The sequence below is a fragment of the Nostoc sp. PA-18-2419 genome (assembly GCF_005869855.1).
In the GTDB taxonomy this organism is placed as follows: Bacteria; Cyanobacteriota; Cyanobacteriia; order Cyanobacteriales; family Nostocaceae; genus Nostoc.
Genome location: NZ_SZNH01000009.1, coordinates 57,807 through 79,178 on the forward strand (window position 1 = coordinate 57,807; position 21,372 = coordinate 79,178).

The following is a 21,372-nucleotide window of genomic DNA, read 5'->3' on the forward strand; positions in this document are numbered from 1 at the left end:
TAACAAAGTCTATCTCAATCTAAGTTTGAAGATTTGAATCTGTTGTTTAATTTTAGAGAATTGGTATTGTTTGAACTTCTCCCAATCTCCAGGTCATCGAAAAACAACTTGCATTATTTCTGAATAGTGGCGGCTTGGGATGGACAAGCTGCGATCGCAGAATTCAAAACATTTGTCTGCGTGACTATGGGTGCAGCAGTTATTAACTCCACTGCACCAGACTTGTCAATTACCCAACCAGTAGCTTCCACAATCGGAGTGCTTATTTGTTGAACTTTTAATTGACGGTTTTTGTGCGCCAAACCCCTGATAAAATGTGAATTCTCCTCTACATTTGTGTTTGTTTCTTGTTGAGGATTCAACGTTACCCAATCAACGGTTGCAGTTTGATTAGTGCGAAGCGCTTGGGTTGGTAGAGGTGGCAAACCACCGCGTCCAGCGATAGTAAACGAATTACCTTTATTTGCAGGACAACCTTGGGCAATCAAGCCAGAGCGGTCTACAAAATTGGCTGGCAATTCTACCAATCCCGAACTGGGATCTACATCGGGTGTATTGACTTGCACTGAGCCATTCAACTGCTGATTTTTACCCGTGGCAGTAATATCGCTGTTTGGGGTAGGTGCATTCTCAGGTTTAATGCCAAAAAGCGCTTGAGCATTAATAGTTACATTCCCACCACGAAAATCTTTAGAATTAGCGCTGATATCACTATTTTCTTGAGGAACAGCAACGATGAAACCATTTTTGGCATCAATATTAATGTTGCCTCCAGAGATATTTTCGCCAGTGGCGTTGGTAGTGATAGCACTGCCATTGCGTAATAGCAAAAAGGGAGTACGCAAGAAAATATCTCCTCCACCGCCTGTGGTGTCAGCATTGATTTTTGCTCCATTGTAGAGACCGATGGAGTCAGCTGTTACAAGTAATGAACCAGCTGTTCCCGAATTTGTACTGCTGACGCTCACCTGTGCCCCATCTCGAATCGTTAAATCTCCTGCTTGCAAGGTCAAATCTCCACCTGCACCACTACCTGTTGTTTCTGCTGAAATTAGCGAACCATCGCCAGTTAAGATAATCGCCTGCGGAGCAGTCACACTCACGGTTCCTCCTTTACCAGCGCCAGAAGTCGCAGCCGATGCTTTTGATTTACCTGAAAAATTGACTGCTAAGGTTTGCCCATTATTATTGGGTTGAATTCTCAAGTTACCGCCTGGTGCAGCCCCTGTTGTCCCTGCTTCTAAAATACTGCCATCTGTCAGGTTTAATTGTGCAGCTTGCACGGTTAGCTCACCTCCACTAGCTGCGGGGTTAGTAGAATTCGTCGCCGCCGAAACCCGCACCCCATTAGCAATGTCAAGCTTATTAGTAGCAATTTTTACATCTCCTGCAACTCCTGCACCACTATCTTCAGCTGTCGCTGCTAAAGTACCGTTACCAGTTAGGGTAATAGACTCAGGAGCAGTGATACTAAGAATTCCTCCTTTACCCTGACCGGAAGTAGATGCAGATATCAACGAATTATCTTGGAAATTAATCCTCAAGTTCTGCCCTTGATTACCTGGTTGAAGAGTTAAATCTCCAGCTGAGCCTGCACCACTGGTTTGAGCAAATAGACCGCTAGTAGAACCAGAGATTTCTATTTCTGGAACGTTGATTGTAACATTACCAGCTTCACCACTACTGGAGGTAGAGGTGAGGATTTTTCCACCGTTAACTGCACTCAAGCTATTAGCATTGACTGTGATATTGCCTCCAGTAGAGTTAGTCAAGGTTTGAGCATCCAAAGCCGCTCCATCAGTTATGCTCAGACTATTTGTTGTTAGGTTGATGTCACTGCCCTGGCCTATCTTGCTACTAATAGTTCCTAACTGGTTATTGCTACCACCACTACTTGAACGCAGGCCACTACCATTACCAGACAAATTGACTTGCTGTGTTGCATTTACGTTAATGTTTCCAGCCTTCCCCTGTCCCAAAGTTTGCGTTTGTACAACACCTCCTCCAGTAATAGAAAGTAAACGAGTTTGCAGGTTAATAGAACCACTATCGCCTTTTGCCCCTCCTGCTACTCCACTCAAAATTGAGCCGTTATCTACTGATATTGAGTCTGCTTGAATTGAGATGTTACCTGCATTACTATTCTGTCCAAATGTTGTAGTGGCAACGGCTGCTCCATCTTTGATTATTAGTCGCCCTGTTTCAATTCTTAAGTTACCTGCATTACCAGTAGAGCCGACTGTTGTCTGAGTAAAAACACCACTGGGAAATAAAATATTTTTGGAAAGATTGCCTTCCGAAAATGTAGTAACGCCAGTAGGAATATAACCACCTGGATAAGTACCTTCTGGCAGGCCAGTATAAATAAAATTGTCAGTATCACCAAAAGGAGCTTTGTCTGTTGCCCCACTTATTTCTAGAAAATCCCCAGCGTGTAAACTGATATCACCACCCTGTCCACTACTATGGCTGCCTGCCGAGATTTGTCCACCATTAGTAATAGAAATGGACGGAGCTGTAATCTGTATATCTCCTCCCTTTCCAGAGCCAAAAGTATCGCTAATAATGAAATCACTTAAAGCAAAAGGTGTCTGAGTATCGATAATGATGTTGCCAGACCCAAGAATTCCTGAAGTGTTTATTGTATAGAAATCTCTGTTAGGTTTAAGACTTCCGGCTGTTCTAAGAGTGACATTGCCCCCTTTTCCTCCAATTCCCACACTAGAATAGACGTTAGAAGAGAGATAAGATGTAGAAATGCTACCTTTGGGAGCAGTTAAAGCGATATCCCCTCCATTGCCTGCTATTCCAAAAGTAGAGTACGAATACGACGATATCTGACCAGTAGAAATGTTACCAGTGTCAGCAGTTAAAGATATTGCTCCTGCGTTGCCTGATTTACCATTGCTATAAGACTGCGAAGCAGAATATATCGGCCCAATAGAAATGTTACCACTTGTGGTATTTAACGTGATTGCTCCTCCATTGCCTGCTGTAGCAGAATTAGAGCTAGAGTTAGAACTAGAGCCAGATTGAATGCGATCGCTAACAATGTTATTAGTGGCGCTCAAAGTGATATTGCCTCCATTGCCTGCATTGCCATTGTTAGTAGAACTGTCAGCGTACGATCGTTTTGTGTAAATGCTGCCGTTAATGGCACTCAAAGTGATATTTCCTCCATTGCCTGCATTGCCAAAATCACCGTCAGCGTTAGCTTGAGCAAACAAAAAGTATGTAATAATGTTGCCGTTGCTGGTGCTTAGGGTAATATTACCTGCATTACCCGCATTTAAAGGAGAAAATGAGCCAGATCTAGTTAAGCCTACAGAGATATCGCCATTGATGGTACTCAAGGTAATATCTCCTCCATTACCTGAATCAACTAACGATTGGTATGAGTGAGTAGATGAAAGAGAGGATAAATCACCTGTACTTATGCCGTTTTTTGCAGTAAGAGTAATTGGGCCTCCGTCATTCAGGTCATTGCTGGTGTCTAAGGTTTTTCCGTTAGTTGTGATTGACCCGGCACTGTTGATGCTTATTTCCCCATCCTTGGCGGTAATTGCCTGGATATTCACATCTTCTGCTGCTCCTGAACGTAAAATCAAAGCTGATTTCTGACTGAGCATCGCTGCATCAGCTCCAGTTAGCAGTCCGCTTTTATCTGGTTGAGTGATAGTAATGTCACCTCCAAATCGGATACCGCCCTGAGTTTCCACCAATAGTGACGGCCCAGTATAGCCACCAGTAATATCAACATTGCGCCCATAAATCCCCAGACTGCCACTACTACCAGTCGCAATGTTCACTCCACCAGTATTATTTAAAGAAATATCGGCTCGTGGTATCTGGTTGGTAAAATCTACTTGCAAGCAATTACCGACTAAATTTAGCCCTACCGTTCCTGCTCTATCCACACCTCCTAATATTAGCCGCCCGTCAGGTGCAATGGCTTGTCCACCATTTACCGTCACATTGCCACCTATGAGCGCTAAGGTTCTCCCTTGTTGAACCTCAAACAATGAGCTGGGGGTAGGAGCTATCTGGTTGGTAAGCGCGATCATATAAGCTCCACTAGCAGAACCGAAATTTTCATCCCAGCCATTAACTGGCAATCCTGCACCAATACCTATGGGGCTACCATACTTAAATATTGCACCCTTTGAACTGTGCGGATTGTTTTCATAACTGGAAATGCCCAGGTAATACTTGCCTGAAGTTGGTGCAGTGAAAGGTTCAAATAAAGGCAATGTTGATTGTCGAGTTTCATCATTAACGCTGTAATCGTCATCGTTCATGACTAGACCTAAGCCATTGCTATCAAATAGAAACAATTGAGTATCAATATCAGTACCGCCCACAGTTGTTGCTGTGAATTTCTGCCCCTGCCTCAAAAAAAGTTGGTACAGGTCAATATCGTTATCATTATCTAGTGTCCCAGAGATGGAACTCACCACTGTCCCTGAAATTGAACTATTGGCAGTCTGGGCTGTAGATGGCAACTGTCCTGCATCACCCACTTCTGTATATGGGATAGCAGGTGGTGAACTGGCTGTTTCCACAACAATATTGCCTTCACCACCGTTGAACTGTAATCCAATCGGTACACTAATAGTTAGCAATGGAGTCGTTGAAGGATTTGTGGCACTAAATTCAAATCCATCAGCAAACTTGATGCTACTTGCTGTACTTCCCACAAATGAGCCGCTGATATCCAATTTGGCATTCGGACCAAAAATAATCCCATTAGGATTTATAAATAATAGGTTTGCAGTGCCATTAGCACGAATCAATCCATCAATATCAGATATAGATTTACCTGTGATTCGACTAATAATATTTTGAATATTCAGGCTATTGTTAAAATAAGCTGTATTCTCAGTGGGTAGAGAAAACTCGCTGAAGCTGTGGAATAAATTGCTTCCGGCAGTGGTTCCACCTTCAATTTTGATAGTGTTACCAATTTTTTGAATATTAGAATTAATCGGGAGAGTATTATCTGGAGTGATTTGAGCGTAGGCGCAGCCCAACCTGGGTATTGCACAATTACTAGCGTTAATTACTGCACTAGTTACAGCAATGTTTAAGCATTTAAAAAGATTGAAATATCTCATTGTTTTTAAGATAATTTTTATGCGATTATTGGATTATGTATTTGACTTGAATAATCTTCAAAAGTTCACAACAAAAAACTTAAGTTTTTTTATAAAAATATTTTATCTATTATTTATTTGAGATAAATAGCAGCTAAATTTCTGATTAATACATGCAACATAGGTTGACTTGATTTAAAAGAGTTTATATCAAAATCGTTATAATTAATAGCATTGAAAATTTTAATTTTTAAATCAAAAGTTTAAAAATAGGCAATTAGTAATATTTTTAATATTTATTGTAGTAAGTTCCTCCGTGAAGTGATAATGAAACCTGGGGATAATAAATAAGATTGTCTAAAGAAGAAAAATCGCAAAAGTTTTTTGCTTACTGACCTATGAATTTGGACAAGCTGCAATGAGTGTTCGCGTAGCGTCTCGGAGAGAAGCCCCGCCAGAGGCGATCGCTGAAGTAAAAGTGTTAGTATGATTAGCTACGGGTGTAGAGACTGTTAGCTGCACCTTACCAGACTTATTTATTATCCAACCAGTAGCTTCCACAATAGTTGGGCTGATTTGTGGAACTTCTAATTTACGGTTTTTGCGCCCCAGACTCAAGTGTAAATTCTCCCCTACAGTTGTGGTTTTTTGTTCTTGAGGATTCAATGTCACCCAATTAACAGTTGCAGTTTGATTGGTACGAAGCGCTTGGGTTGGTAGGGGTGGCAAACCGCCGCGTCCGGTGATGGTAAAGGTGTTGCCTTTAGAGGCTGGACAACCTTGAGCAATCAAACCAGAACGATCTACAAAATTGGCTGGCAATTCTACTAATCCCGAACTAGGATTTACATCGGGTGTATTGATTTGCACTGAGCCATTCAACTGCGGATTTACCCCTGTAGCAGTAATATCACTTGCACTTGTTGGGAAAGTGCGAAACTGAGTCCCATAAATCGCTTGAGCATTGATATTCACATTCCCGCCACGAAAGTCTAGTGAATTGGCGCTGATATCGCTATTTTCTTGGGGAACAGCAATAATGAAACCATTTTTGGCATCAATGCTGATGTCACCCCCTGGGATGTTTTCACCAGTGGCGTTGGTAGTGATAGAACTTCCATTGCGTAACAGTAATAAGGGAGTACGCAAAAAGATATTTCCTCCGCCGCCTGTGGTGTCAGCTCTGATACTGCCTTGATTATTGAGATAGATGCGATCAGCATCCACAAACAACAAACCGGCACTGCCTGTCCCCAAACTGCTGACTGTGACTTGTGCCTGGTTTTGAATGCTGAGGGTTCCTGTTTGGAGATTTAAGTCCCCACCCTGACCGCTGCCAGCCGTACCAGCGGCAATGATTGAACCATCACCTGTAAGAGTAATAGACTCTGGGGCTGTAATAGTCAACTTTCCACCTTGACCGCTGGCCTTGGTAGAGGCGGAGATTTGTGCGCCATCTTGAAGATTCACCCTGACACTTTGCCCGTTCCCGCGTGGCTGAATAGTCAAGTTGCCTGCATCTGCTGCACTGGTCGTATCGGCAAATAAACCACTGGTTGCCCCACTTAGTTGCAGGTCTGGGCTATTAATTGTGATATCGCCAGCACGACCGCTACTAAAAGTTGTGGTCAGCAGTTGCCCACCGCTGCTCAATCCCACTGCGTCTGCATTGACGGTGATATTGCCAGCGTTTCCAGATCCAGCCGTGGAAGCAGCGAGTTGAGAGCCATTCAGCAGTGAGAGCGATCGCGCGGTAATATCAATATCACCTCCTGTGCCAACTCCACTCGGGGAGAGCGTACTGATGGCATCTCCCCCATCAAACGAAACTGTATCTTCCGCCTGAATCTGGATATTCCCGGCCTTGCCTTGCCCCTGAGCGTTCGTGTCGATTCTCCCTTGGTTGGAAACCGAGAGTGAGTGTGTATTGATACTGACATCGCCTCCGCTTCCGACAGATCCTGCTATTGTGGAGGTAAACACTCCACTGCGGTAGTAGTTGGTACGCTCGCCGCGAGAGTTAATTCGAGTCGGGGAGGTTCCATTAATCTGGACATCACGCGCCTGAATGGTGACACGACCGGCATTGCCGATTCCACCTTCATTAGAGGTATTCACAGCACCCCCGTTGGTGAGAAACAGCGAATCAGTTGCGATCGTCACATCTCCGCCTTTACCCACGCTGCCTTGACCCACTTGGGAAAAGATACTACTGGAGGTGATGAAAAATGAATAAGATTCTTGACCATCTAAGGAAACGCGATCGCGGGCATTGATATTCACGTTGCCTGCATTTCCCTGTCCATAGGTGTTGGAATAGAGGTAAGCGCCATTGCTAAGAGAAAGCGACCCCGTAGTGATGTTAATATCGCCAACTTGACCGATGCTGCTTTCTGCCAAGGAATTGTATACACCACTATCATCCAAAGAAACGGTATCGCGGGCATTGATATTCACATTGCCTGTACTTCCTTGTCCCCACATGCTAGCAAATAGTTGAGCCTTAGACAGAGAAAGCGACCCTGTAGTGATATTAATATCGCCAACTTTACCGATATTGGTTGGTTCCAGGGGATTGAATACGTCATTGACTACAGCACTGCTAACCAGAGAAATGCGATCGCGGGCATTAATATTCACGCTGCCTACATTCCCTTGTCCGCGCGTCTCGGAATACAGTACAGTGCCTCCTGTTAGAGAAAGTGACCCTGTAGTAATGTTGATGTTGCCAACGTTACCCACACCACTGTCTTCTAGAATATTCTGTACTTCACTGCCATCCAAAGAGACGCGATCGCCTGCTGTTAGATTGATGCTACCCATAGTTCCCTGTCCAAATAACCAGTTGTCCAAGGAGCCAAAATCGCTGATTGTAATAGAGCCAGTTGCATTCAGATCCAGATCTCCGGTTTTACTATCAGGTAATCTCGAATCGCTGGGAATTTCAATTCTGAGTTCACCTCCAGAGATATCAATGTTGTGGGCAAGAATTCTAATACTGCCACTAGCTCCTTGAACGTAAATGCCACTTCCATTGGTTAAGGATACATCTGCTCTGGTCACTCCATCAGGTATAGTTAGTTGCCAATCATCACTTTTAGTTGATAAACCAACGGTTCCTAACCCACCAACAGCCGCTAATTCGACATAGTTTCCACTACTAATTGCTCGTCCACCAGATTGTCCCCCGTCAAATTGAATCGGTCCCCCAATCAGCAAAAGGTTTTGTTTAGAAGGAACTTGTAAACCCATGTTACTATTAGACCGATTAATAATCGGCTGGGGCGTCAGTTGATTAAACAACAAAGCATTAGGATTAATGGTTAGCAATTGACTGGGTAAAGGTTGAGTCACATCGCTACTGAAAACTTCACGATTGGGAAAGGCGATCGCGTTGGCGGTCGTACCAACAAAAGAACCCCCTATATTAAGTGAAGCACCTGCACCAAACACAATGCCGTTAGGATTAAGCAAAAATAGATTCGCTGTGCCATTTGCTTTAATCACACCATCAACATTGGAAATTGACCCACTTGTGACGCGGCTGAAAATGTTCTGCACATCTGCGCCATTGTTGAAGTAGGCAGAGCCTCCAGTGGGAATAGAAAACGATTGGAAGCTGTGAAACAAATTGCCACCTCGCTTCGCCCCACCGTCAATTTGGAAATTGGAATTGCCAGAAACTTGCGATCGCTCTCCCCCAGGTAGCGTATTATCGGGAATCACTTGAGCTACAGTAGGTTGATTGCAACCCAGTATCCACAAAGTACTGCACATCAGAAGCCATAGATTTGGACGCCACTGGCTCATCTTGCTGTCTTACCTCCAGCGATGCTCGAACAAAAATGTTCAGCGCAGTTCCCACATTAAAATATTTTAAGCATAAAGATTACAGTAGATGACTCAGCAATTGCAAATAATTATGAGATTTTCTTTACAAGATAAGTTCACAGATAGCAGGGTTTTACACTGTTAATGACTGTAATTTATTTTAGCTATCTTTTTATTTAAATTCATTAGAAACTATCTTCAAAGTCAATATTTAGTTGAATAAGAGTATGAATACAGAGAGTGTTCTGTAGTAAAGTTATTATCTTCTATAACTAGAACTAAAAGCTACAATTCGCTATGTTCGACAAAAAGCTTACTGTGGAAGATCGCTGTTACCGCTCCTGAGCGCTAGGACGATGTATCAAGATATTTTTTCTCCCTAGTACTGCAGAGCGGAAATAAACCAACCATTTTAAATGTCTGAAACCCTTGTGAATTATGAATTACGAATTACAAATTACGAATTACGAATTACGCCTTGCGGTACTAACTGCATAATTTTGATTTGCCCACACCCATAGATTTATAGAACTCAAGTTTCACATCATCATATAAACAATATATATTATCTCAACTAATGCCTCACATCTAAAATTGTTAAATACTTTAAACATATAGGCATTTCAAATTCAATCAATACTCGTTAGTCAGCATAAGAAGCCAGAGGAATGATTATGTCTAAAAACAGAGCCTTAATAGACTACGCAATTTATGAATTTCTCAGAGTAAATCAAGGTTTTTAAGCTTGTATTTACTGCTTATTTTGGATAATTACTATAAATTCTATTAGTTATCAAGGAGAAAACACATGACAACAATAACTACAACCAAAAAAACAACTAATCTTGAACAGTTTTATTTTCGGATTACTGCTGTTGTTGGTCTAACTTTACTAACAGCGACAGTAGCAAGTCCTGCTTTTGCACGTTCACCTAGTACTTTCCAATACACTTGCAGAAATATGAGTCTAAAATCAAATGTGCTTTATGCTATTTGTAGGAAAAGAGATGGCAGAGAAAAAAAAGCTCGTATTGTGTTAAGAGGTATAGACAATCAAGATGGATTGTTAGTAGATAATGGTAGAAATTCTCCTGCTTCTTTCCAAGCCAGTTGCTATAGTGCAACTGTTGTTGGTGACGAATTACTTGGCACCTGCGCCAAAATTAATAGACAAGAGGCGGTCTTTAGCAAAATAAAGATTGAAGGAATCCGCAATGAAGATGGGAATTTGAAATATTAGAAGTGATGCCTTTGTTTCGTTCATCTTGAATGTACTAAGTAATAACTGGATGAATGAAGCAATTGCACAAATATCAATGCGGCTACCGATTATCTTGGTGAGTAGAGAAATTTTTTGTCAAAAGCAAAATGCGATTATAAATCAATAAATATTTGCTTGATTAACAGATTATATCGTATCTAAAGGATGCTAAAATATGCCAGTAAACTCTCTAGAAATTGTGAAGCAGGCTTACACTTACCTGAACGAAAAAGATATTCGTAGTTATTTTTCTTTAATGTCTCCTGATGTTGAGTTTTATCAAACTGAAGAACTCCCTTGGGGCGGTCACTATCGTGGCTTTGATGAAAGCAAGGTTTTTTTCTCCAAATTTTCTCCATTGATTGATTCTTCAGTCGAGATATCTAATTACATTCAAGCTGGTGATAAAACCGTTGCGATTGGCAAAACGAGTGGCGTAGCAAAGCAAACTKGAAAAAAATTTAGTTGTAACTTAGCTCATATCTGGACAATTCAAAAAGAGAAAATTGTGCGACTAGAGGTTTATATCGACACTGATGTAATGAAAGCTGCCATATCATAAGTTAAACAAAATGTAAATGTTTCACAAACTTCAACAGAAGGTTCGCAAATGAAAATTTTTGTTGCAGGGGCAACGGGAGCCATCGGTCGTCCGCTAATCGCGCAATTACTTGCTAAAGAACATGATGTAGTTGCGTTGACCCGTTCTCCAGAAAGAGCCAAGGTTTTGGCTGAACAAGGTGTAGAACCTGCGATCGCAGATGTATTCGATGGAGAAGCTGTCAAAGCCGCTGTAATCTGCGCTCAACCGGAAGTGGTAATTGAACAACTCACCTCCCTACCCAAAACCTACACAGGCGAGTCGATGAGTGCCGCAGCAGTCCTGAACACTCGCATCCGTAAAGAAGGGGGTGCTAATGTGCTAGCAGCGTCGCAAGCGGCAGGTGTGCGGCGTTACTTGAGACAGTCGATCGCATTCTGGGGAGTTCCCGATACTGGATTAGCAGATGAAGAAACACCACTAGCTTTTGATGCTTCACCCGCAGTTGCAGCTGATGTTCGCACGGTGATTGAAATCGAGCGTCGCTTACTCGAAACGCCCAATCTAGAAGGGATTATCCTGCGTTATGGCTTCTTTTATGGGTCAGGTACTTGGTTTGCCCCCGATGGCGACGTTGCTCAACAAGTCCGACAGCAACAGTTCCCGATTGTCGGCAATGGCGAAGGCATGTGGTCGTGGTTACATATTGAAGATGCAGCGATCGCTACGGTTGCAGCAGCAGAGCGAGGTAATCCTGGCATTTATCTAATTACGGGCGATCGACCTTTAAAGGTGCGCGAATGGCTCTCTGCTTTTGCCCGGTGGCTCAATGCTCCACCGCCTCCGCAGATATCGGTTGAAGATGCTTTGCAAACTGGTGGTGCGGATGCCGTTTATTACGGAACTCAGATGCGAGGCGCATCGAATGCCAAGGCAAAACGCGAATTAAATTTTCAGCCACGACCTTTGGAATGGATGGTTGACACTGCTGTTGGTCGTGCAAGCTAACTCACATAAGTTGACTAAAAGTTCCAGAACCAAGAACCGATGCAACAGTGCTTGTCATCGAAGCGATCGCCGCTAGTGTTCTACTACGTCGCCGTAACAAAGTCCCTTCTAGCTTACAAATGGTTATTCCGATCCTGATTTTCCCGCTAATCATTTGCATATAAGCCGTGAGGCAGTGGAGAAAAATGTCTCGTTTGAGGATATATGAGTTAGTAAGTATCATTGTTCCCATAGATTGCAGCACTGGAGGAAACAGCACTGCAAACTAGCAATCGACTAACAGTTAGAGTTTATAAAGTCCCATCTGCAACCCTCATTTTCTCAGTCTTGAAACACTCACAATAAGGAGAAAGAACCATGAGCCAATCTAATCTATCCACTGCTGTCGAAGAAGTAGCTAGTGATACCATATTGAACACTGCTGCCCAAGAAGCGGCAACTGATACCATCGTGAATATCGATCTCAAAGTTCAAGCTGAGAAAGGCCCAGACCTGCGAAAAGACCATCCTAAAAGTCATGCCTTAGTTTGGGGAGAGTTCAAAGTAGAGGAAGATATTCCGGAATCGTTGAAGGTGGGTATCTTTGCCCAACCCAAAACCTACCCGCTTTGGATGAGGCTCTCCAACGCTTCTCCCGCACAAAAGCGCGGTAAACTCGCCTCAGACCTTGATCCCGATGTTCGGGCACTTGCTATTAAACTCTTACAGGTAGAAGGCGATAAAGTTCTCGATGATGAGCAGGAAACCCAAGACTTTTTGCTGATTAATCATCCGGTGTTCTTTGTCCGCGATGCCCAAGGGTTTGCCAACCTGACGAAAGCAAGCGTCGGTCAAGCAAATGAAGAAGAACTGCGGTCGCTACAACCCACGTTTGAAGTCCTCAAAGCGGTTACAAGCAAACAAGTTGCAAATCCGCTGCTGATCCAATATTGGAGTACGACTCCTTATCAACTTGGCTCTGTATCTATCAAGTTTTCTGTAAAACCTCATGAGCAAGATACTCCCGGTTCACCTCCCACTTCCGAGACTTACTTGCGCGAGGCAGTTGTCGAATACCTCTCAGAAAAGGGCAAAGATGCAACTTTTGACTTCTTGGTGCAGCTGTATGTCAACGATGAACAAACTCCTATTGAAGATCCAATGCAGGAGTGGAAGGAGGAAGACTCACCTTTTATTAAGCTTGCAACCATCACAGTTCCGGCTCAAAAATTTGACTTCGAGGAGCGGAAGCGACTGGATGAGGGTCTATCGTTCATGGCTTGGCATACCCTCGCGGAACACGCACCTCTGGGTAGTGTCAATTTAGCTCGCAAAAAAGTTTATCAAGAGATAGTAAAGGCTCGACGGAAATACGCACAACACCGTATTGAAGAGCCGCAAGCACACAGTTCAGTTTTGGACGATCCTGAATAATCTTGCTTATTAACTACTTCCACCAAAATATTGTTGGCGGAAGTAGTGTCTGGTAATATCTAGAACACTAACGATTGCTCTTTTAGCTAATCGATCAGCACTAACACAAGTCCCTTGACAACATTTATCAAGTATGCAGTCTAGCGTTCAGAATCAGTGGCATTGGCGCGAATACTTTGCAGAATTTCTGGGAGCTGCTTTCAATATTTTCATCGGCTTGAGTGCAATCGTCTTTAACTTTGGACATGGTTTGCCAATAGAAAAGCTTGCACCAGATCCAAGCATTCGGCGACTGATTACCGGACTAATTTTTGCTGGAAGTGGAGCGATTGTAGCCATTTCTCCCATTGGAAAATTGAGTGGCTCTCACATCAATCCTTGTGTCTCACTCGCATTTTGGATACATGGCAAAATGCACCTTAGAGATTTCGTTGGCTTTGTGATTGGACAATTTCTGGGAGCAATCACTGCTGTGTTACTGCTGGTGACTTTATGGGGAGATCATGCCAGAAGTGTTAGTAATGGCATGACGCTACCTGGATTGAATTATCCACTGTGGATTGTCTTTTTCTCAGAAGTCACGATTACATTTGTGTTGGTGTTGACGATTTTTATCTTTGTCAGTCATCATCGGCTGATGCGCTGGACACCTTTAGTCGTTTGGCTATTAATTGCCGGGATGGTGTGGCAAGAAGCTCCAATTTCAGGAACAAGTCTCAATTCAGCGCGGAGTTTCGCTCCGGCACTGGTAACAGGAAATTGGCATCATCAGTGGATTTATTGGATTGCTCCGCCAATGGGTGCAGTGATCGCAGTGGGGGCGTTTCGGCTGATCGCGTTAGGTGAACGGGATGTTTTGACTGGAAAACTCTATCAAACTTTTGATTACCMCAGTATTTTCAAAAATGTCAAACTGCCTCATTTCCAGTATCACCCTCACTCCCACAAATGAGCCTAGATGGGTATGTCAATTTATTGGATAGCCATTGCCTTAGACTCTGTCTCTAGTACAGAACACACCTCTGGGTTAACGCTTTTGGCAGAAAGACTATTGCAAGAATTCGCAATGTTTTTGAAAGTTGTTCTGGAAGGCATTGCAATTTTAACAGTTGCGATCGCTGTGATTCTTACACTCCGAAAAATCTTGCGTTTCTGGAGACGCGATCGGGTTCTCCAAGAAACAATCCGTTTAGAACTGGGAGTCGTATTAGCCTTAGCGCTGGAATTTCTCTTAGCTGCCGATATCGTCGGCACAGCTATTTCCCCCTCGTGGGATGCAGTGGCAAAACTTGCGGCGATTACTGGAATCCGTACCTTTCTTAACTTCTTTCTACAACGAGAAGTACGAGAATTACGAGAAACAGCCCATCCTCTTGATAACGAAGTCAGTGAAAAACTCAGATGAATTAGCAATCTATGTGCAGGAACATGAGTAATCCTGGGCAGGCTTGTAAAGGTGAAATCCTTGGAACGGGTGGAGTGTGGTGTAGGAGCAAGCCATAACAATAGTTGACTGTTTATACCTTGCCCAAAGGGCATTAACCAAGCTAATCATTCATACTTCAAGGAGATTAATTATGCAGTTTCATAAACTTGTCATCAGTATAACCTTAGCGATCGCTGCCACCACTGCTATACAATCAGCAACTAACACCTCAACCAAAGCCGAAAGCATTTCAATCGACCAATCTGAGCAAACCTTCTTTAATCACCCTCCACAGTTAATTCGGGCTGCTGCCCCTCAAACTGCAAGAGACACATCCTCTACTTATGAATTTACGCTGACCGTTCCTAAAGATGCAGGACAACCTTTGAAAGCAGTTAAAATTGCTCAGGCGAAAAATCTAGAAACAATCAAATTTGATATCAACAAGAGCAAAGCCTTTGCCAGTGAGCGGTTTGCAGCCGGACCGGAAATCCGATTAGCCAGTATTGGCGGCAACGATCAGCCTTCCACCTTAGGTGAAGCGATCGTTGTGTTCGATCAACCTGTGCAACCTGGTAGTACTGTCACAGTTGCACTTGCAGCCCAGAAAAATCCCAGTTTGGATGGTGTTTATCTGTTCGGTGTGACTGCATATCCAGTGGGAGACAATGGGCTGGGTCAGTTCTTAGGCTATGGACGCATTAACTTTTACAACAACTAGAATTGCACATATTGCGAGTAAAGCTTATAGCTGCAATAACCAATAAGCAAAAGGACACTAAATCGTTCGTCTATTCAACACGAATTGATATTCTCGCAGCAATGCGATCGCAAGTGAATACCTTACTGAATCAAAGTTTAGCAACTGCGATCAATTTAAAGGGTCAAACAAATATACTCACAGGAATGTCAAAGTTCAAAACTTTCTATCAACTCATGAACTGTTTGATGAAATTGCCTCAATGGAAGTAGATATTTAGTTGAAGATATTGTTTTTTGAACAAATATTCCCAATAGTATTGGAGATTAAATATATGCAATCTGTCGATGTCTATCGCCCTCTGGGAGCCGGAGAGCAAATCTTCTGGCTTCATGATCGAGCTCATCCTTTACATTTCGCTCTCACTGCCCAAATCAAAGGAAAATTCACGGTTCCTCAACTTCAGCAAGCACTTCACCTTGTACAGCAAAGGCATCCACTCCTGCGAGTTCGGATTGCTCTGGATGAATCAAAGCACCCTTGGTTTGTCGAACACCCTGCTGACATTCCACTGCGGGTTGTGCACCGCCAATCGGAACAACATTGGCAGCGAGAAGTTGAGCAAGAAATTGCAACGCCCTTTGTCTGGTGGCAAGCTCCGTTAGTGCGGGTGGTCTTGGTTCACTCCAGCAATAGTGCAGAATTATCAGAATTGATTGTGACATGTCATCACTCAATCGCAGATGGAATTTCTGTGACTTACTTAATTCGAGATATTTTGCAGGCTATTGCTACACCCACTACCTTCACAGAGTCTTTATTTGTTCCTCCGTCACTAGAGGAGTTGATTGTTGAGAAAGCTCCTGAAAGGGTTTCTTGGTTAAAACTGCTCCCTAAGTTCATCAGCGATTCCTTCTTGCTTGAGCAACCTGCGAAGCAAAATAACCGTTCATTTGTCAGTTCTAGTTCGCTTTCAGCCGAAACAACGCGGTTACTCATAGCTCGCTCTCAGCAAGAGCAGACGAGTGTTCATGCTGCGATTTGTGCCGCCTTTCTCTTAGCAGTCCGCCAGCAAAATCATTCCCAACAGCCCCAGAACATCAACTGTTCGTCACCGATTAATCTCAGACCCTACTTGACATCTGCAAATCAGGAAGATATCAGTTTTTGTATTAGTGCCGAACGGACATTGCACTTGCTAAGTTCTGGTGCCAATTTCTGGGAAGTTGCTCGTTCTGTTAAACAGCAGCTCAAGCAAAGTATGACTTCTAACAAACTGTTTGAGAAGATTTTCCAACTTCAAGAATGGCTGTCTACCAATCCCAGTCCTGATGATGCTTTACAAGCCTTTAAAGACCAGCTGGAGTATGATATAGCCGTTAGCAATCTCACGCGATTGACGATCACGCAACAGTTTGGAGAATTAGAACTTCAAGCAATATATGGACCTGTTGTGAGGACAGGTGTGAAAAACGACCGCTTAGTTGGCGTGGCAACTTTGGGAGAGCGGCTATTCTTTACGCTCGTGTGTTCAGAACAAGTGATGCTGCGATCTCAAACGGAAACACTTCATCAGGAAGCTATACATCTACTAAATGAGGCGATCGCATCTAACTTTGTTGTAGTCTAATAAGCTAATCAACATTGCATATTGCGGTTTACGCTCCCACTACGATCAATGAATGATGTCTATTGAAGTTTTCTACTTAGGAGGAATAAAGATGAAGATTGCTCAATATGGGACAACTATTGTAGTCATCCATACGCTTACTAACGGATTACATGGTTTAGCACATGTAGAAATCCCTGTTGCTCTGTCTTTGCTTCAAAGTTCGTTTGTGATTTTTGTGATTTTTCTGACTCCCATCGTTGCAGCCGTTTTACTTTGGACACAATTCTACCGCCTTGGTAGCTGGCTGCTGCTCTTTTCAATGGCAGGATCGCTGCTTTTTGCAATCTACAATCATTTGATTGTAATTAGCCCCGATCATGTTTCTCAGGTTTCCTTCGCAGGTTGGGGTCTGCTTTTCCAAGTCACAGCTATCCTCATATTAATTGTCGATGGATTGGGATGTTGGATTAGCGGATGGGCATTGAAAGGGACTCGGCAACAACAGAAGGTTATATAAGTTTTCAAGGGTGATAAGTTCCTCAAATATTTTCTTTAAAGCCATTGTTTCAAGATTGTTTAATTCAGGAGATTCTATGTTTCGCAAGATTCTAGTTGCAATTGACCGTTCACCAAATGGCAAGGCTATTTTTAATGAAGCGCTTGCTCTGGCGAAGGTAACTAAAGCAAGCCTGATGCTATTGCATGTCCTGTCTAGTGATGAAAACGATAGCCCCCAAATCCCTACACTGACTACCCTGCAATATTACCCATTAGATAGAGAACTTCTAGAGGATTATTGGAAACAATGGCAAACTTACGAAGAACAAGGTTTCAAATTATTGCGATCGTATACAGAGGAAGCAACCAATGCAGGGGTAAGTACTGAATTCACGCAAAATTCTGGCAATCCCAGTCGAAATATCTGTGAAGTTGCTCAAACTTGGGGTGCTAACCTAATTGTTGTCGGTCATCGAGGACGTTCTGGCTTGAATGAGTTGATTTTAGGCAGTGTGAGTAATTATGTGTTTCACCATGCTCCTTGTTCTGTGTATGTCGTTTATGCTCCAGTTACTCTCAAATTTGAAGCACATATAATTAATCAAACCCAGGTAGTTCATTAAGTTTAGATAATCACTCAAGTAGCAAATCTGATTATTGAACCAGCAAAAACAGGAGCTTCAAGCTAGAATTTAGTAGCCTTAATTATTTATTAGAATGAGTCAAACCTATGCAGACGTAGGGTTGACGCCGGAAAACAAACCTACATCTATCGGCTTTCAGAATTAGCTAATCAGTAATGTATTCTGATTTTGGAGGAATCCACCATGAAAGTTTTGATTAGAGCGATCGTCAGTTTTTTCGTATTCATTGTTGATATTGTGTACGGAAATCGTTCCTACGCTCGGTTTTATATGTTGGAAACCATCGCCCGCGTTCCTTACTTTTCTTATCTATCGGTATTGCATTTTTATGAGACGCTGGGTTACTGGCGCAAAGCTGACTTGTTAAAAGTTCACTTTGCTGAAACCTGGAACGAATTACATCATTTGTTGATTATGGAATCCCTGGGCGGCGGTAGCCTCTGGATTGATCGCTTCATCGCTCAACATGTTGCTGTGGCTTACTACTGGGTGGTTGTGCCGATTTACATGTTGTTTCCTGCTTACGCCTACTACCTGATGGAACTGATTGAAGGTCATGCTTACCACACTTATGACGAATACTTGCAAACCAATGAAGCCCAACTCAAAGCTCAAAAAGCGCCCCAGGTTGCAATCAACTTCTACCGCGATGGCGATCTCTATATGTTTGATGAAGTTCAGACTGCACCAGGTCATGACTTTCGCCGTCCCAAAGTAGATAATCTATACGACGTGTTTGTGAACATCCGTGATGACGAATCCGAACATGTGAAAACTATGGTGGCACTCCAGAAACCAGAAGCACGACTAACTTTCAAAAGTCCACATACAGTTTTTGAAGTGACAAAAGTTTTATCAAGCGAAGCAGAAGTTTGAGGAGATAATTACTAATAATAAATTATCCAATTTCTAATCGACGGTATCGAATATGAACTACATACTCAAAAATAAACGCGCACTGATCACCGGAGGAAGTCGCGGTATCGGGGCGGCGATCGTTAAGCGTTTGGCAACTGAAGGTGCTGATGTCGCCTTCACCTATACCAGCTCACCCGATCGCGCCAAGGAAATCGCCGAAGCAGTGCAGGCGCTCGGCGTTCAGGCTTTGTCCATCCAAGCTGATAGTGCTGAAGCTAGTGAGGTAGTGGCTGCTGTTGAACAGACAATAGAGAAATTGGGCGGCATTGATATCCTTGTAAATAACGCAGGTGTAGCGCAGATGGCTCCTATCGATGAGTTCACGCTTGCGGACTTTGATCGCACCTTTGCTATTAATGTGCGTGCCGTATTTGTGGCAACCCAAGCCGCAGTCAAGCATATGCAAGAAGGCGGACGCATCATCAACATTGGCAGCACCAACGCCGAACGTGTCTCATTTGCCGGCGCCTCTGTTTATGCCATGAGTAAATCTGCTTTGCAAGGGCTTGTGCAAGGGCTGGCGCGTGACCTCGGCCCACGTGGAATTACGATCAATAACGTCCAGCCCGGACCGATCGCTACTGATATGAATCCCCCAGAGGGTGAGTTTGCCGAGATGCTCAAAAAGCAGCTAGCACTGCCCCGCTACGGTACTGTTGAGGAGGTTGCAGGGATGGTCGCTTATCTGGCTGGGCCAGAGGCAGCTTACATCACTGGTGCAAACCTAATGATTGATGGAGGATTCAGCGCCTAAGTGCCACTGGTGTAGCGAATTGCAAACATCAATCCTCAAAACCGCGTATCCTCACCCATCAGTGATACACTAACTGCAAGTATACTGTAACCCATAGTCAGAGCTATTTTTAGCTTCTTGAGTGAAATCAGCAATTCGCTACAAGTGAGGAATAACGACCATATTTATCTGAACTTGTCAATGACTATATTCAGTGTATTTCCAGTATGTGGAATCCCAAGGAGGTACCTTTGTCAAAGATTTACTTTTATTTATATATCTGGTTAAAACAGTACCGGATGTCGGTTGGTGGAATGCTACTGGCGATCGCCCTCATAGGCTGTAATGACTCTGTGAAATCACAGCCACCTTCCGTGAATACCCCATCGGTTGAAAATTTCATCGCCTCCACTCCCACACCGTCACCAGCCTCTCCGACACAAAGCCCTGCTAGTGCTGAGCCGGGGCAGCAAGCAATCCAAGTGATTCGTGACTATTATAGTGCGATCGCCCGTCGAGACTATAGACAAGCTTACTCGGTTTGGGACGGAGATGGGGCTGCTAGCAAGCAATCGTTTGACCAGTTCAAGCAAGGTTTTGCCAACACCACATCTGTTGCTGTAGAGATTGGAAAACCTGGTAGACCAGACCCAGGGGCAGGCTCAACCTACATTCAGATTCCGGTTACTATAACTGCGATCGCAACTGATGGAACTCCACAGCGATTTCGGGGCAGCTATGTTCTCAGACGAGTCAATGATGTTCCTGGCTCAACTCCAGAGCAGCGAAAATGGCATCTCTACTCGGCGAGAATTACTCAAGTCAAGTAGCCTGTAGCAAAACGCTGGTTTGGCAAGATTCAAGGCTAAAACCAGCTTTGCTTCAACGCAAAGAAAATACAACTGAAGTGGGATTGAGAGATTTCAAATGATAACCACAGGTATAGCGAACCTTCAAAAGTCCCTATACGGTTTTTGAACTGATGGTTACCAGCACAGATAAAATAGGTTAATTCTAGAGGATACTATGCACTTTTTATTAGCCTAAGAGGCATGATATTGGGCAATCGCCCTCAACCGCACTATCATCCTCTTTAACAGTAATCAGATTGCGAAATGCTAGAGATCGAATTCACTCAAAAGCATGATGTGGAAGTTCAATTCGCCGCACAAGTGCTGCAAGACCTTGCGTCTCGGTTTGACTTGGAACCATTTCTCTTCACGCACCGCATTCGCCTCGATCCCGCTCTCGGACGTGGTGGCGTAAGTCATCCAATTCTATCGCTTGGTATCATGCACGCTAGAGACCCAGACCGTTTTCTCTCAGTGTTTCTTCATGAGCAGATGCATTGGTTTTTGTGCATGTGTGACCTGAGTGCTGTTGATGCTGCTATTAATGAGTTTCGGGCTGGTTGGTCAAATGCACCTGACCCATCAATGCGTGATGAAGTAGGGGTAGATGAGTATTCTACGTATCTTCATTTTGCAGTGAACTGGTTAGAGCTTGATTCACTTTCTACATTACTTGGTGCTATCCGCGCCCGTGAAGTTTTGTCTAGTCACCCGTTCTATCGTTGGATCAACTCATGCGTGCTTCGCGATACAAACAAAATTGCTGCTGTTATGGCTCGACATGGTTTATTGCGTCAAGATGCTCGGTTGTTGCGCCCAAGTCAAAGTTCATGACACTCTCTA

At 43.5% G+C, this 21,372-nt stretch carries 17 protein-coding genes; 14 read left to right on the plus strand and 3 right to left on the minus strand.

The features are described 5' to 3' along the window. Window positions 1–113 precede the first annotated feature (113 nt). Entirely contained in the window at window positions 114–5,114 is a 5,001-nt protein-coding gene (locus FCR06_RS11515) for a filamentous hemagglutinin N-terminal domain-containing protein (protein WP_138499714.1), read from the minus strand. A 375-nt stretch (window positions 5,115–5,489) separates the two neighbouring features. After that, window positions 5,490–8,903 (minus strand): filamentous hemagglutinin N-terminal domain-containing protein, encoded by a 3,414-nt coding sequence (locus FCR06_RS11520; RefSeq protein ID WP_138499716.1) that lies wholly within the window; start codon window positions 8,901–8,903, stop codon window positions 5,490–5,492. Between the two features lie 829 nt (window positions 8,904–9,732). Between FCR06_RS11520 and FCR06_RS11525 the strand changes: the two genes are divergently transcribed. The 3 genes from FCR06_RS11525 to FCR06_RS11535 all read left to right on the plus strand — a co-directional run bounded on the left by FCR06_RS11525 (window position 9,733) and on the right by FCR06_RS11535 (window position 11,734). After that, complete coding sequence (locus tag FCR06_RS11525) at window positions 9,733–10,164, plus strand: CVNH domain-containing protein (RefSeq protein WP_138499718.1); 432 nt, start codon at window positions 9,733–9,735, stop codon at window positions 10,162–10,164. Between the two features lie 196 nt (window positions 10,165–10,360). Then, entirely contained in the window at window positions 10,361–10,747 is a 387-nt protein-coding gene (locus tag FCR06_RS11530) for a nuclear transport factor 2 family protein (RefSeq protein ID WP_138499720.1), read from the plus strand. A gap of 48 nt (window positions 10,748–10,795) precedes the next feature. Next, window positions 10,796–11,734 carry an NAD-dependent epimerase/dehydratase family protein gene (locus FCR06_RS11535; protein WP_138499721.1) on the plus strand — a complete coding sequence of 313 codons (939 nt, stop codon included), beginning with the start codon at window positions 10,796–10,798 and terminating at the stop codon, window positions 11,732–11,734. Between the two features lies 1 nt (window position 11,735). Here the strand turns inward: FCR06_RS11535 and FCR06_RS32530 are convergent, their stop codons facing one another. Beyond that, window positions 11,736–11,957 (minus strand): hypothetical protein, encoded by a 222-nt coding sequence (locus tag FCR06_RS32530; RefSeq protein ID WP_189523383.1) that lies wholly within the window; start codon window positions 11,955–11,957, stop codon window positions 11,736–11,738. Between the two features lie 134 nt (window positions 11,958–12,091). On the opposite strand from FCR06_RS32530, the gene FCR06_RS11545 reads away from it, so the two are divergent. From FCR06_RS11545 to FCR06_RS11595, 11 genes are all read left to right on the plus strand, one after another. Continuing rightward, window positions 12,092–13,147: a catalase family protein gene (locus tag FCR06_RS11545; protein WP_138499723.1), complete on the plus strand. Its 1,056-nt coding sequence runs from the start codon at window positions 12,092–12,094 to the stop codon at window positions 13,145–13,147. Window positions 13,148–13,280: 133 nt separating this feature from the next. After that, window positions 13,281–14,099 carry an MIP/aquaporin family protein gene (locus FCR06_RS11550; protein WP_138499725.1) on the plus strand — a complete coding sequence of 273 codons (819 nt, stop codon included), beginning with the start codon at window positions 13,281–13,283 and terminating at the stop codon, window positions 14,097–14,099. 12 nt (window positions 14,100–14,111) lie between these two features. Continuing rightward, window positions 14,112–14,552 carry a DUF1622 domain-containing protein gene (locus FCR06_RS11555; RefSeq protein ID WP_223280107.1) on the plus strand — a complete coding sequence of 147 codons (441 nt, stop codon included), beginning with the start codon at window positions 14,112–14,114 and terminating at the stop codon, window positions 14,550–14,552. A 172-nt stretch (window positions 14,553–14,724) separates the two neighbouring features. Continuing rightward, on the plus strand, window positions 14,725–15,294 hold the full coding sequence (locus tag FCR06_RS11560) for a DUF2808 domain-containing protein (RefSeq protein WP_138499726.1): 570 nt from the start codon (window positions 14,725–14,727) through the stop codon (window positions 15,292–15,294). Between the two features lie 313 nt (window positions 15,295–15,607). Continuing rightward, window positions 15,608–16,903 (plus strand): condensation domain-containing protein, encoded by a 1,296-nt coding sequence (locus tag FCR06_RS11565; protein WP_138499728.1) that lies wholly within the window; start codon window positions 15,608–15,610, stop codon window positions 16,901–16,903. Window positions 16,904–16,994: 91 nt separating this feature from the next. Further along, window positions 16,995–17,402, plus strand: a complete 408-nt coding sequence (locus FCR06_RS11570) for a hypothetical protein (RefSeq protein WP_138499730.1) — start codon at window positions 16,995–16,997, stop codon at window positions 17,400–17,402. A gap of 76 nt (window positions 17,403–17,478) precedes the next feature. Continuing rightward, entirely contained in the window at window positions 17,479–18,006 is a 528-nt protein-coding gene (locus tag FCR06_RS11575; protein WP_138499732.1) for a universal stress protein, read from the plus strand. Between the two features lie 204 nt (window positions 18,007–18,210). Further along, window positions 18,211–18,903 carry an alternative oxidase gene (locus tag FCR06_RS11580; RefSeq protein ID WP_138499734.1) on the plus strand — a complete coding sequence of 231 codons (693 nt, stop codon included), beginning with the start codon at window positions 18,211–18,213 and terminating at the stop codon, window positions 18,901–18,903. 52 nt (window positions 18,904–18,955) lie between these two features. After that, window positions 18,956–19,699 carry a 3-oxoacyl-ACP reductase family protein gene (locus tag FCR06_RS11585; protein WP_138499736.1) on the plus strand — a complete coding sequence of 248 codons (744 nt, stop codon included), beginning with the start codon at window positions 18,956–18,958 and terminating at the stop codon, window positions 19,697–19,699. A gap of 230 nt (window positions 19,700–19,929) precedes the next feature. Continuing rightward, window positions 19,930–20,508, plus strand: coding sequence for a hypothetical protein (locus tag FCR06_RS11590; RefSeq protein ID WP_138499738.1), 579 nt, complete (start codon window positions 19,930–19,932; stop codon window positions 20,506–20,508). A 285-nt stretch (window positions 20,509–20,793) separates the two neighbouring features. Next, on the plus strand, window positions 20,794–21,363 hold the full coding sequence (locus FCR06_RS11595) for a hypothetical protein (RefSeq protein WP_138499740.1): 570 nt from the start codon (window positions 20,794–20,796) through the stop codon (window positions 21,361–21,363). The last annotated feature ends 9 nt before the right edge of the window (window positions 21,364–21,372 follow it).

Bases quoted from the DNA above. Each gene is read 5' to 3' on its own strand.
- FCR06_RS11535 (WP_138499721.1), top strand. From the start codon at position 10,796: ATGAAAATTTTTGTTGCAGGGGCAACGGGAGCCATCGGTCGTCCGCTA.
- FCR06_RS11520 (WP_138499716.1), bottom strand. From the start codon at position 8,903: ATGAGCCAGTGGCGTCCAAATCTATGGCTTCTGATGTGCAGTACTTTG.
- FCR06_RS11555 (WP_223280107.1), top strand. From the start codon at position 14,112: ATGTCAATTTATTGGATAGCCATTGCCTTAGACTCTGTCTCTAGTACA.
- FCR06_RS11515 (WP_138499714.1), bottom strand. From the start codon at position 5,114: ATGAGATATTTCAATCTTTTTAAATGCTTAAACATTGCTGTAACTAGT.
- FCR06_RS11545 (WP_138499723.1), top strand. From the start codon at position 12,092: ATGAGCCAATCTAATCTATCCACTGCTGTCGAAGAAGTAGCTAGTGAT.
- FCR06_RS11565 (WP_138499728.1), top strand. From the start codon at position 15,608: ATGCAATCTGTCGATGTCTATCGCCCTCTGGGAGCCGGAGAGCAAATC.
- FCR06_RS11525 (WP_138499718.1), top strand. From the start codon at position 9,733: ATGACAACAATAACTACAACCAAAAAAACAACTAATCTTGAACAGTTT.
- FCR06_RS11595 (WP_138499740.1), top strand. From the start codon at position 20,794: ATGCTAGAGATCGAATTCACTCAAAAGCATGATGTGGAAGTTCAATTC.
- FCR06_RS11570 (WP_138499730.1), top strand. From the start codon at position 16,995: ATGAAGATTGCTCAATATGGGACAACTATTGTAGTCATCCATACGCTT.
- FCR06_RS32530 (WP_189523383.1), bottom strand. From the start codon at position 11,957: ATGATACTTACTAACTCATATATCCTCAAACGAGACATTTTTCTCCAC.
- FCR06_RS11560 (WP_138499726.1), top strand. From the start codon at position 14,725: ATGCAGTTTCATAAACTTGTCATCAGTATAACCTTAGCGATCGCTGCC.
- FCR06_RS11580 (WP_138499734.1), top strand. From the start codon at position 18,211: ATGAAAGTTTTGATTAGAGCGATCGTCAGTTTTTTCGTATTCATTGTT.
- FCR06_RS11585 (WP_138499736.1), top strand. From the start codon at position 18,956: ATGAACTACATACTCAAAAATAAACGCGCACTGATCACCGGAGGAAGT.
- FCR06_RS11575 (WP_138499732.1), top strand. From the start codon at position 17,479: ATGTTTCGCAAGATTCTAGTTGCAATTGACCGTTCACCAAATGGCAAG.